An 11,589-nucleotide genomic window follows, 5' to 3' on the forward strand; every position below is an offset into this window, starting at 1 on the left:
CGGAAGGCGGGCGGCTTTTGAGGGGGCGTGCGGACTTGCCGCGAGGCTGGTTCGTGCTCAGTTATGCGCTCGCGGCCGCCCGGTTCGCGGTCCGACGATTCCTTGCGGGCTATAACAAGCCCCGATCCAGCGAGATTTTTAGAACGACATGCAGCCGGTCAAGACCCTCATCCTCGCCGCCGGTCAGGGCAAGCGGCTGTCGCCGCTGACTGACGATCGGCCCAAGTGCCTGGTGGAGCTGGCCGGCAAGACGGTCCTGGAATGGCAGCTGCGCCATCTGCATCAGGCGGGCGTGCCGGAGGCGGTGGTCGTCACCGGCTTCCGTAGCGATCTGGTCGAGGCCGAGATCGCGCGGCTGTCGCTGCCGGGCATGACGGTTCGCACGCTCTACAACCCCTTCTACAGCGTGACCGACAACCTCGCGACGTGCTGGCTGGCGCGCGAGGAGATGCGCGGCGGGCCGTTCATGATCCTCAACGGCGACACCTTGTTCGAGCCGGCCATCGCCGAGCGCCTGATCAGCGCGCCGGACGCGCCGATCACGGTGACCGTGGACCGCAAGGCGGGCGGCTACGACGCCGACGACATGAAGGTGTTGACCGAGGGCGACGCCCTGCGCGCCATCGGCAAGACGATCACCGAATACGACGCCGAGTCGATCGGCTTCCTGCGCTTCAACACGGAGGGCTCGGCCCTGTTCGTGAAGACGCTGGAGGCGATCATGCGCACGCCCGAGGGGCTGAAGCGCTGGTATCTCAGCGTGATCAACGAGATCGCCCAGAACCACGACGCCGTGCGCGTGCGCTCGATCGAGGGCCTGGACTGGGCCGAGATGGACTTCCCCGAAGATCTGGTCCGCAACCGGGCCCTGACCGCGCAGTGGGCCGCCAAGGAGGCCGAGGCCGTTTAGGCCTCGCCTACCAGTTCCCGAACGAGATCCAGATCGGACGGCTTGTCGACATCGACGGCCGCCAGGCCATCCTGCGCCCGCACGGCGGCCGCCTTTACGTCCGCCAGCCTGCCCAGCCGCGCCACCGCCTCGTCCAGCGTCAGCAGGCCCAGGGCGTAGCGGAGCAGGAAGCTCGGCCCCAGCATGGCGGCGATCTTCCAGGGCTGCTTGCGCAGAGCTTCAACCTTGCGCCAGACGGCGATCACCTTCAGCGCGTTCTCGTTGCGCAGCAGGAAGAGGTTGCAGCCCGAATAGCGGCCGTCGCGGAACTTCAGATAGGTCCGCTTGGTCTGGGGCGCGGCGGCTTGCACGCGCCCTTCCGACGCCAGAAGCACGGCGACATCGGCGTCGGCCGGCGTGTCCGCCACGAACTGTGTGATCCACTCCGGCTTGAGCAGGGCGTGATCCACCGTGGTGACGACCAGGGGAAAGCCCAGGGCCGTCGCGCCATCGGCGACGCTCTGGCTGGGACCTGCCGACGGCGGCAGGACCTTCACGTCGGCGGTGGCGAGCGCCGCGCGGATCGCCTCGTCGTTGGCCGAGACGCCGATCGTCTGCGCGCCAGCGGCCTGGACGGCGCCCAGCACGCGGTCCAACAGCGTCCGGCCCTGCAGGACGATCAGGCCCTTGTGCGTGACGCCGGCATAGGCGGCGGCGGAGTCGACTTTGCCGCCGCGCGATCCGGCCAGGATCAGCGCTTTAAAGCTGGTCACAGAGCCTTCTCGTAGATCCGATAGGTCTTGTAGTGCGTGCCGCCGACATTCTCGGCGATGTGGCACATGGCCGTGTTGTCCTCGAGCACCCACGAGATCTCGAAGCGATTGTAGCCCAGCCCGATCGCCGTATCGCGGCCCGCCTTCATCATCCAGAACGGCAACATGCGGCCGCGTTGGGTGGTCGAGAACTTGCGCTTCACGCCCATCAGCGGAATGCGGGCCGACTTCACGCGCTTGACCTTCAGCCGCCACAGCAGCTTGGCCCAGCCGAACGGCAGCAGCTTGCCGTTCAGGTCGGCGATCGCCTCGTTGACGTTGGGCAGGAAGACCAGGAACCCGGCCGGCTCGCCGTCGATCTCGGCGAACCAGGTCAGGCGCTTGTCGATCACGGCCTTGAGCGCCTTGGCCAACTGGCGGGTCTCGGCCTCGGTCGTGGGGGTGAAGCCCCAGTTGTCCTTCCAGGCGTCGTTGAGGATGTCCGTAAGGGTCTCGACCTCCTCGTCGTACCGGGACATGTCGAGCTGGCGCAGCACCACGCCCGAGGGCAGGCCGCGCTTGACCCGGCGTCGGGCGATCTCGGGGATGTCGCCCGTCTCGTCGGCGATATAGGCGAAGACGTCCTTGGCCTTGACGTAGCCCTGCTCCTCGACGCGCTTGCCGGCATAGGCCGGGTCGTGGCCCATCAGGATCATCGGCGGTGTGTCGAAGCCGTCGACCAGCAGGCCGACCTCTTCGTTGATCGACAGGTTGAAGGGGCCGACGATGTGCGTACGGCCGCGCGCCCGCAGCCAGTCCTCGGCCGTGCGAAACAGGATCTGGAAGACGGCCGCGTCGTCCTCGGCGGCGATCATGCCGAAGTGGCCGTCCAGGCGGCCCGGCGTCGGTTGCGGCGTCAGGCGGTCGATCTGGGCGCTGATCCGGCCGACGTCGCGACCGCCGCGCGTGGCCAGGAACAGCTGCGCCTCGGCATGGGCGAAGAACGGATTGGTCTTCGGCGTCAGGGCCTCGGTCCGCTCCAGGGTCAGCGGGGTGACCCAGTTCGGATCCTTGGCGTTCAGCCGCGCGGGCAGGGCGATGAAGCGCTTCAGCTCGTCTGGCGTCTTGACCGGGATGACCTGCAGGTCGGCGTTCGTGGAGTCGAAAGGCATCACCCCTCCAGGGCCAAGAAGGTGCGCGCCGCCAACGCGCCGAAGATGGCGGGGGCCGCCCACACGGCCAGGATCGGCGACAGGGCGCCGGACTCACCGAGGGCGGTGAGCATGCCGTTCGCGACAAGGAAGAGAAGCCCCGCGCCGAGCCCCGCCGTCAGCAGGACCGCGCCCTGGCCGCTGCGGAAGTTGGCCAGAGCCACGGGCGCGCTCAGCAGCAGCATGACCAGCGAGACGAAGGGGCTGGCGAACGCCGACTGGAAGTGGGTGGCGTAGAAGCTTTCCGGCCGGTCCGAGCCGCCGTTCTCAAGCGCGCGCCGCGCCGTGGCCGCGGTGGGGGCGCTGTCGTCGCCGAACAGGCCCTGGACGTCCTGCGGGCGCAGGGCCGTCGGCCAGCGGGTCGAGGCGGCGGTCGAGGCCTGGGCCAGGTCGCCGACGAAGCGGGTGGTCTTCGGATCTTCCAGAGTCCAGGCGCCGTGGGCGTACAGGGCCTTCGGCGCTTCGACCTTCTCGACCAGAATGCCCTTGGCGTTGCGGCGGAAGATGGTCAGGCCGGCGATCTGGCGGCCGTCCGCCGAGGCGTCGGTACCGATGACCAGGTCGGCCCCAGCGCGGAAGGTGCGGGGCGAGGGCGCCTTGCGCTCGGCGACCGGGGTTGTCTTCTTCCACCAGTCGGCCAGGGCCGGATCGGCGCGCGGCGCCAGGACTTGGCCGCACAGGGCGTCCAGCAGCATGACGACGATGACGGCCGGCAGGGCCATGGCGACGATGCGATAACCGGAAATGCCGCTAGCGCGCATGGCCACCACGGCGCTTTCGCGGGCCAGCTGCGAAAAGGCGAAGAGGCCGCCTGCCAGCACGGCGATCGGGGCGACCTGCTCGAACAGGCGGGGCAGGCGCAGGGCGGCGTAATAGGCCACGCCCGCGATGCCCAGGCCGCGGTCGAGGATGTCGGTGGTGACGTCCAGCAGGTCCAGAATCTGCAGGATGGACATCAGGATCAGCGCCGCGCCGAGGATGCGGGTGGCGACGGTCCGCAGGACGTAGAGCTGCAGCTTCATGCGGGTTGTCGTTTCGGCAGGGGCAGGGCGCGCACCAGGCGCGTGACCAGGTTGTTGACGCGGCGAACCAGACGCGAGACCGGCGTGTCGCCTGGCCTCGTCCGGCTGCCCAGGAACAGCCAGAGAGCGAATCCCGAGAACAGGGCGAACGGGATCCAGATCGCCGGCCCCGCCGCCATCTTGTCCGCCTTGGCCAGGCTTTGCCCCAGCAGCAGGGCGTGCTGGAAGGCCAGCAGCAGTACGCCGGCCATGATCAGGCCCGGCGCGCGGTTGCCGCGTTTGGACGCCAAGCCCAGCGGGAAGGCCAGCAGTGGCAGGAAGGGCAAGAAGGCCGCGCGGGCGATACGGCCGTAGAGCTCGCTGAGCAACGTTCCCTTGGACACCACCGGATTCGGCGACTTGGCCTGCTGGGCCAGCTCGCCCAAGGTGAGCTCGCGCTCGTCGCCGCCGCGATCGCGCAGCAGGACGGCCGCCGCCGCCAGCGGCGTCTGGGTCGTCAGGCTGCTGAAGGCCAGATTGCGATACTCGCCCTTGGCGTCGCGGCCGATGCGGCGACCGTCGCGCAGGTCCATGGTCACGGTCTTGCCGCCGGGATCCAGCTTCAGGTCCGCGGAGGCGGCCGTGATGATCTCTTCCTGGCCCTTGCTGTCTTGCCGGCGGATGAACACCCGGGTCAGGCGCTGACCCGCGATGTCGGCGCTGTCGGCCGTCAGCAGCGAGCCCTTGTCGTCGATGAAGGCGCCGCCCGCCAGACGTCCGTTCCAGCCGGCGTTGATCGCCGCGTGCATCACCGCGCGATAGGCGTATCGGCTGTAGGGCTGCATGTAGCCGAAGACGATCAGGCTGAAGACGCTAAGGAACAGGCCCACGGCCAGGAACGGCGCGGCGATCCGCTCTAGCGACTGGCCGCTGGCCAGCAGGGCGTCGACCTCGGAGCCGTCCGACAGCCTCACGATGACGATGAACAGCGCCACGAAGAAGGCCACCGGCAGGGCCAGGCCCAGATAGTGCGGCACCAGATTGGCGGCGAGCTGGGCGACATAGCCGAACCGCGCGCTGCTTTGCGACAGCGCGTCCAGAAGGCGCAGGATGCGCTCCAGCAGAAGGGCCACCACCGTGACGCCCAGGCAGCCGACCAGCGGCCAGAACAGCAGGCGCAGCAGGTAGCGATCGATCAGCCGCACGGGACCAGCGGACATCGTCTTGGCGCTCACGCTTGGACCCAGGCCTTGGCGAAACGGGCGGCGAGGCGCTCGACCGCGTCGAGCGACAGCTCCACGGCCGAGCCCAGGGCCGGCGCGGCGGGCCAGCCGGCGTCCGGGAAGCTCAGCCCGTCATGCTCGCGCGCGCCCGCATAGCGCGGCAGCACATGGAAATGGACGTCTTTGTCGACCATCATCAGCATCAGGTAATTGATCTTTTCATAGTCGACCTGAGCCTTCAGCAGGCGCTCAATGCCGGCCACGGCGACCTGCAAGTCCGCGAAGGCGGCGGGACTCACCTCGGAGAACGCCTGGACAGCTTCCTTGCACACCAGCACCAAAGACCCAAATGTCGGCTGCTTGGGGCGGAGCAGAATCAGCCAGTGATCGGTCTCCGCGATCTTGGAACCGGGATAGCCGAACGCCAGAGCGGTGGGATTGGTCATGAGAAAGCCGGGAACTTCAGGCTGGTGTCGCCTGGGCGTAACAATAGGGATGCGGCGTTTTAGATGAAAGCACCATCCGTTCTCATCGGCGCGATCTTCGCGACTTTGGCGGCGGGTTCGGCGAGCGCCGAGGGGCTTGCCGCGCCTCTGACCGACAAGGACTGCGTCGGCCGCAAGGGCGACGTGCGGTTGATCGTGCAGGTCGGCGCGCTGCGCTCGAACGCCGGCGAGGTGTCGATCACGGTCTATCCATCTGATCCGGATCGCTTTCTGGTTCCGCGCGGCAAGCTGCTGCGCCAAAGGGTCAAGGCGTCCGCGCCGATGACCCAGGCCTGTTTCAACCTGCCCGTCGCCGACGCCTATGCGGTCGAGGCCTATCACGACGTCGACGCCGATCGGCAACTGGATCGCAATACGCAAGGCCTGCCGACGGAGGGCTACGGCTTCTCGAACGACGCGCCGACCCGGTACGCCAAGCCGTCCTATGACGCCGTCCGTTTCATGGTGAAGCCGGGCGACAACACCATCCGGATCAAGATCCGCTATCCGCGCTGAGCCGCGGCGCTCGAAAGGCTGAAGCGGCCCAGTTCGGTCAGGCCCTCGCGGCCGGCCTCGATCCCGCGCGCGACGATCCGTACGTCGAAACCGCCGCTGGTCCGCGGCTCGATCTCGATGGCGTTCCAGCGGGCCGGGCCGTGTCGGTTGGGCCGCGCCGAGGCGGAGGGGACGCCCAGCACCGGAATCGTCGCGCCGTCTGGCCCGCGCAGAGCGCCCAGAAGCGCCTCGTGAGCATGGCCATGGAGAACGAGGTCGGCGCCGCGTCGCGCGAGCACGTCGCGTAGGGCGTGACGGTCATCCAGCGACTTGCGCTTGGACACCGCGCCCTCATGCGGCGGGTGGTGCAGGACGACGAGCCGGAAAAGGCCCGCATAGGCAGGGTCGGCGAGGGCGGCGTCCAGCGCTTGGAGTTGCTCCTCGCCGAGGCGGCCGGTAGCGAGGTGCGGGGCGGTCGGCACGGCCGAGCAAAGATTGAAGATCGCCACGGGGCCGCGCACGCGGACCTGCGGAAAGCGGCTTTCGCCGGTGTCGCCCAGCCATGGCGCCCAGATCGCGAACCGCTCGTGCCCGCCGGCGCCGGCCAGGGCGTCGTGATTGCCGGGGCTGACGGTGAAGTCCGCCGGGTCGCCCAAGGATTCCAGCCATTTGCGTGCGGCCGAAATCTCCGTGGGCGAAGCGAAGTTGGTGAGATCGCCGCTAATCACCACATGATCGGGCGTGGAGGCTTTCAGATCGGCCACCAGGGCTTCAAGCACCTCGGGGCGGTGAACCTTGCGCTTCTTGCGCCAGGCGATCCGGCTGAGGAGCCGCTTGGTGAAGACGTCCTTCCACCCGAACGCGCCGGGCGGCGGCGGCAGGTGGGGGTCGGACAGGTGGGCGATGCGGTAAATGGACAAGATCTTTCGGGTCGTTCTGGTCGAAGCAGCCGAAGCTGCTTATCAATCGGCGCGAGATTCAAGGGGTATATCGGTTCTTGAGCGTTGAAATTCAAAACACGGCCACGGCGGGTCCGCGGGCCGTGACCGTCGGCGAAGCTGGCGGCCGCATCTGGGGCATGACCTCGCGCGAGCGCTTGTCGCGCGTTTATCGGCGTCTCGGCCTAATCGAGACGCCGGCCGTCGATCTGTCGCATGCGGCGGTCGTGGTCGACGCCGGCTGGGTGTTCGACGAGTCGCTGATCAAGGCCCTGGCTGGGCGCGAAGGCGCGGTGCTGGTCGACGACACGGGCAGGGCTGTCGCGGCCCATGCGCCGGCCGAGCTGGCCTACGCCGTTTCCGAGGCGCTGGCCGCCGGGCAGGACCCGTCGGGCGTCGACGCGCGCCTGACGCGATTGACGGCGTTGGAGTTGGGCTCGGCCTACAACAGCGCCCTGCGCAAGCGCGAGCCGCCGGTGCTGGAACGCCTGACGCCCGAGACCGTGCGCGCCGTCGAAAAGCGCCTGTTCCAAGGCTCCTACAAGGGCGTCACGGATCTCGTCACCAAGTACGTCTGGCCCGCGCCGGCGCGCGTCGTGACCCGCTGGTGCGCCCTGGCCAAGATGACGCCGAACCAGGTGACCTTCATCGGCTTCCTGCTGACCCTGGCCGCCACCTGGCTGTTTTGGCATGGTCAGTTCGGCTGGGGCCTGGTCTGCGCCTGGATCATGACCTTCCTCGATACGGTCGACGGCAAGCTGGCGCGGGTGACCCTGACCTCGTCGAAGTGGGGCAACGTCTTCGACCACGGCATCGACCTGCTGCATCCGCCTTTCTGGTGGTGGGCCTGGTTCGTCGGCGTCTACGCGGTCGGCCAGACCATTCCTTACCCGGCGCTCAGCTTGGCGATCGTGATCGGCGGCTATGTCGCCCAGCGCGTGGAGGAGGGGATCTTCCTGGCGCTGTTCAAGCTGGAGATGCACGCCTGGCGGCCGTTCGACAGCTTCTTCCGCCTGATCACCGCGCGCCGGAACCCGAACCTGATCCTGATGACGGGCTGCGCGTTGATCGGTCGCCCGGATGTTGGTTTCACCCTGGTGGCGATCTGGACCGCCGTGTGCTTCCTCGTGCACGCCGTTCAGATCCTGCAAGGTCTGGCCGCCCCCAAGGGCTCGATCCAATCGTGGTTGGCGAAATGACACGCGTCGCGGTCATCCGTAATCCAGAGAGCCACGGCAATCGGATGAACCCGCCCGGGCCGACGCCCGAAGGCGTGCGGCTGGCCGAGCCCTTCGGGCGCGACGCTCTGCGATCGGTGCTCGAGGACTTCGCGCGCGAGGGTCTGGACCTTCTGGTCATCGATGGCGGCGACGGCACGGTGCGCGACGTCATCAGCCTGCTGCCGCACACCTTCGGCGAGGACCTGCCGCTGCTGGCGGTGCTGCCGTCGGGCAAGACCAATGTGCTGGCGATCGATCTGGGCACCCAGCGCGACTGGCGTCTGGAGGAGGCGCTGAACGCCGCGCGCAAGGCCGAGCCGCGGATCAAGTCGCGACCGCCGCTGCGCATCAGCTGGGTGGACAGCCACCGGCCTTGCCTGCAGGGCTTCTTCTTCGGCGTGGGCGCGCTCGTCAAAGCCACCAACCTGTCTCAGAAGGTCCACAAGGTCGGCTTCTTCCATAATCTGGCGGTCGGCGTGACGATCGCCACGGCCACGCTGGGCGCCCTGTTCGGAGGCGCGCGGGACGAATGGCGCGAGGGCGTGCCGGCGAAGCTGACCTTGGACGGCGAGACCCAGCCGGGCGAGGAGCGCTTTGCGATCGTCGCCACGGCGCTGAAGCGCCTGCCGTTCGGGCTGAAGCCCTTCGGCGAACCGCGCGAGGGCCTCAAGATCCTCGATGTCGACGCGCCGCCCCGAAAGCTGCTGAAGGCTCTGCCCCTGGTGCTGAGCGGCAAGGCCGAGCCGAAGCTCGAGAGCATGGGCTATCGACGCCGCGATCCTCAGATGGTGGGCCTGGCTGGCTGCGCGCCGTTCGTGCTGGATGGCGAGGTGTTCGAAGGCGGCGAGTTGGTGATCGCCCTGGGGCCCGCCCTGAGGTTCCTGGTCGGATGAGCCGCCTTCGCGACCTTGTCGCGGCCGAGCTCGCCACGCCGCTTCCGGCGCAGATCACCGCCTTCGCCGAGCATCTGGCGCGGGTCTTTCCGGACGCGCGGGCGGTCTTGTTCTACGGTTCGATCCTGCGCTCCGGCGACCTGTCCGGCGTGCTCGACTACTACGTCCTGACCGAGCGGCCGCCGGCTGGCTGGCGGGGCGTCTTCACGCGCATTCTCTGGCCGGACGTCAGCTATCACGAGCTCAAGCTGGGCGGCGAGGCGCTGCGGGCCAAGGTGGCGTCGATGACGCTGGCCCAGTTCCAGCGGGCGGTGAGCGGGGCGGGCCCCGACACAACGATCTGGGCGCGCTTCGTCCAGCCCTGCGCCCTGGTCTGGGCCGCCGACGGCAGTCGTGAGGCGGTCATGGACGCGGTGAGCGAGGCCTGTCGAACCGCGGCCCGCTTCGCCCAGGCGCTGGGCCCCGAAGGCGCCGCGCCGCGCGCCTTGTGGACCGCCTTGTTCCAGGAGACCTACAAGGCCGAACTTCGGGTCGAGAAGGCGGGGCGCGAGGCCTCGATCCTAGCCTACGATCCCGAGCGCTACGACCATGTCATGACGGCCGTCCAGGACGATCAGGGCGGGCCGTTGGAGCCAGCCGAGCGAGCGCGCCTGCGCAGGGCTTGGGGGCCCCGCAAGCTGTTGGGCAAGCCTTTGAACGTCGCCCGCCTGATGAAGGCGGCCTTCACCTTCCAGGGCGCGGCGCGCTACGCCGCCTGGAAGATCCAGCGGCACACGGGGGTCGAGATCGAGATCACCCCCTGGCGCGAGCGGCATCCGATCCTGGCGGCGCCGGGCGTGCTGCTGAAGGTCTGGAAGGGCCGGCGGAGAGCCGCCTAGAGCGCAAAAACAAAAACGCCCGGGCCTGGACCCGGGCGTTCTTGCTTCAACGATGTGAGCGGTCTCAAGCGCGAGCGCGCTTGAGCGGCTCGATCACGCCCAAAGCCGCGCCGATCTCGGCGAAGGTCTTGAGAACCGCGTCGATCTGCTCGTCGGTGTGGGCGGCGCTGACGCTGGCGCGCAGCAGCGGACGGCTGTCAGGCGTGGCCGGCGGCAGAGCCAGGTTCAGGTAGACGCCGGCCTGCAGCAGGCCGTTCCACATGGCGATGGCGCGTTCCTGGTCCGGCATGGTCGTGGCGACCACCGGGCTGGCCGTCGGGCCGGTGTGGAAGCCCAGGGCGGTCAGGCCGTCGTACAGGCGCTTGGCGTTGTGGTTCAGGCGGTCGCGCAGCTCCGGCTGCTCGATCATGCGGCGCAGGGCGGTGATGGTCGAGGCGACCACGGCCGGCGGCAGCGAGGCGGTGAACATGTAGGGGCGGCAGACGACGCGCATGACGTCGAAGTCGTCCATGTTCGAGACGCAGAAGCCGCCGATGGCGCCCAGGCTCTTGGAGAAGGTGCCGACGATGAAGTCGACGTCGTCTTCCACGCCCGCGGCTTCGGCGAGGCCCCGGCCCGTCGCGCCGAGCACGCCCATCGAGTGGGCTTCATCGACCAGCAGGTAGCCGCCCATCTCGCGCTTCACGGCGGCGATTTCCTTGAGCGGCGCGACGTCGCCGATCATCGAATAGACGCCTTCGACCACGATCAGGCGCTCGCCCGGCGCGTCGCCGAGACGGCGCAGGCGCTTGGCCAGATCTTCAGGGTCGTTGTGGCGGAAGCGGATGACCTCGGCCTGGCCCAGACGCGAGGCGTCATAGATCGAGGCGTGGCTGTCGGCGTCGAGGATCAGATGGTCGCCGCGGCCGACCAGCGTCGACAGCACGCCCAGATTGGCCTGGTAGCCGGTCGTGAAGACCATGGCGTGCTTGCGGCCGTAGAACTTGGCCAGTTCCTGCTCGAGCTCGACGTGGGCTTCGAAGCTGCCGTTGGCGATGCGGGAACCCGTGGTGCCCGTCCCGCGTTCCTGTACAGCTTTCACCGAAGCGGCGATCGCTTCTTGGTCGAAGGTCAGGCCCAGATAGTTGTTGGTGCCGAGAAGGATGGTCGGGCGACCCTCCACCACGCCTTCGGTCGGCGAATGCACCGCGTCGAAACGGACCTTGAACGGGTCGGCCCCGGCGTCCTGGATGGCCTTGTACGCATCGCGATAGGCCAGGTGCTTATCGAATAGCCCCATTAGTTAAGCCCTAGTCCGGAGATCGTTGATCAGTTTGGAAAGGTCGCCGGCGGTCTCGACAGAGGCCAGACGGTCAAGCGGAATGGAGATGTCGAAGGTGTCTTCGAGCTCCATGATGATGTTCATGAGGGCCAGGGAGTCCACGGCGAGGTCACGGCCAATATGCGACTCTGCGCGCACCTCGACCGGCCGCCCCAGAACCTTGCTCGCCGCTACCCCGATCTCGCGTAAGCTGAGATCCGTCACCGTTTCCATACTATATCAAACCTCCGGGAGCCCCACCCGTGACACTACTGTAACGGCGAGTCTGTCAGATTCCCGCCCC

The 11,589-nt window shown here is 68.2% G+C and carries 13 protein-coding genes; 5 read left to right on the top strand and 8 right to left on the bottom strand.

From position 1 onward, the window contains the following. The first annotated feature begins 148 nt into the window (after window positions 1-148). A complete protein-coding gene (locus AX690_RS06080) occupies window positions 149-910 on the top strand; it encodes an NTP transferase domain-containing protein (RefSeq protein WP_066685257.1) in 762 nt (253 codons plus the stop codon). Here AX690_RS06080 and AX690_RS06085 read toward each other — a convergent pair. From AX690_RS06085 to AX690_RS06105, 5 genes are read right to left on the bottom strand one after another with little or no spacing between them, the layout of a single operon-like run. Then, window positions 907-1,755: a nucleotidyltransferase family protein gene (locus tag AX690_RS06085; protein ID WP_082769531.1), complete on the bottom strand. Its 849-nt coding sequence runs from the start codon at window positions 1,753-1,755 to the stop codon at window positions 907-909. The genes AX690_RS06080 and AX690_RS06085 overlap by 4 nt on opposite strands. Next, window positions 1,659-2,813: a ceramide synthase gene (gene bcerS, locus AX690_RS06090; RefSeq protein ID WP_066685245.1), complete on the bottom strand. Its 1,155-nt coding sequence runs from the start codon at window positions 2,811-2,813 to the stop codon at window positions 1,659-1,661. The genes AX690_RS06085 and bcerS overlap by 97 nt, the downstream gene beginning before the upstream one ends. Beyond that, complete coding sequence (locus AX690_RS06095) at window positions 2,813-3,874, bottom strand: LptF/LptG family permease (protein ID WP_066685242.1); 1,062 nt, start codon at window positions 3,872-3,874, stop codon at window positions 2,813-2,815. The genes bcerS and AX690_RS06095 overlap by 1 nt, the downstream gene beginning before the upstream one ends. After that, window positions 3,871-5,073, bottom strand: coding sequence for an LptF/LptG family permease (locus AX690_RS06100; protein WP_369798180.1), 1,203 nt, complete (start codon window positions 5,071-5,073; stop codon window positions 3,871-3,873). The genes AX690_RS06095 and AX690_RS06100 overlap by 4 nt, the downstream gene beginning before the upstream one ends. 11 nt (window positions 5,074-5,084) lie before the next feature. Next, the gene (locus tag AX690_RS06105; RefSeq protein WP_066685238.1) at window positions 5,085-5,522 is read right to left on the bottom strand and encodes an HIT family protein; all 438 of its coding nucleotides are present in this window, start codon (window positions 5,520-5,522) and stop codon (window positions 5,085-5,087) included. Window positions 5,523-5,585: 63 nt separating this feature from the next. Between AX690_RS06105 and AX690_RS06110 the strand changes: the two genes are divergently transcribed. Further along, a complete protein-coding gene (locus AX690_RS06110; protein ID WP_066685233.1) occupies window positions 5,586-6,077 on the top strand; it encodes a DUF2141 domain-containing protein in 492 nt (163 codons plus the stop codon). Here AX690_RS06110 and AX690_RS06115 read toward each other — a convergent pair. Next, entirely contained in the window at window positions 6,065-6,976 is a 912-nt protein-coding gene (locus AX690_RS06115) for a metallophosphoesterase (RefSeq protein WP_066685230.1), read from the bottom strand. The two genes, AX690_RS06110 and AX690_RS06115, sit on opposite strands and share 13 nt — an antisense overlap. Window positions 6,977-7,134: 158 nt before the next feature. On the opposite strand from AX690_RS06115, the gene AX690_RS06120 reads away from it, so the two are divergent. From AX690_RS06120 to AX690_RS06130, 3 genes are read left to right on the top strand one after another with little or no spacing between them, the layout of a single operon-like run. After that, a complete protein-coding gene (locus AX690_RS06120; protein ID WP_231732134.1) occupies window positions 7,135-8,193 on the top strand; it encodes a CDP-alcohol phosphatidyltransferase family protein in 1,059 nt (352 codons plus the stop codon). Further along, a complete protein-coding gene (locus tag AX690_RS06125) occupies window positions 8,112-9,107 on the top strand; it encodes a diacylglycerol kinase family protein (protein WP_066685223.1) in 996 nt (331 codons plus the stop codon). Before AX690_RS06120 ends, AX690_RS06125 begins: the two co-directional genes overlap by 82 nt. Further along, on the top strand, window positions 9,104-9,985 hold the full coding sequence (locus AX690_RS06130; protein ID WP_066685220.1) for a hypothetical protein: 882 nt from the start codon (window positions 9,104-9,106) through the stop codon (window positions 9,983-9,985). Before AX690_RS06125 ends, AX690_RS06130 begins: the two co-directional genes overlap by 4 nt. A gap of 64 nt (window positions 9,986-10,049) precedes the next feature. Here AX690_RS06130 and spt read toward each other — a convergent pair whose 3' ends face one another. Together spt and AX690_RS06140 are read right to left on the bottom strand one after the other, a co-directional pair. Beyond that, on the bottom strand, window positions 10,050-11,264 hold the full coding sequence (spt, locus tag AX690_RS06135) for a serine palmitoyltransferase (protein WP_066685217.1): 1,215 nt from the start codon (window positions 11,262-11,264) through the stop codon (window positions 10,050-10,052). A gap of 3 nt (window positions 11,265-11,267) precedes the next feature. Beyond that, on the bottom strand, window positions 11,268-11,519 hold the full coding sequence (locus tag AX690_RS06140; protein ID WP_013079816.1) for an acyl carrier protein: 252 nt from the start codon (window positions 11,517-11,519) through the stop codon (window positions 11,268-11,270). Window positions 11,520-11,589 lie beyond the last annotated feature (70 nt).

The organism is Caulobacter sp. CCH9-E1 (assembly GCF_001556515.1).
GTDB lineage: Bacteria > Pseudomonadota > Alphaproteobacteria > Caulobacterales > Caulobacteraceae > Caulobacter.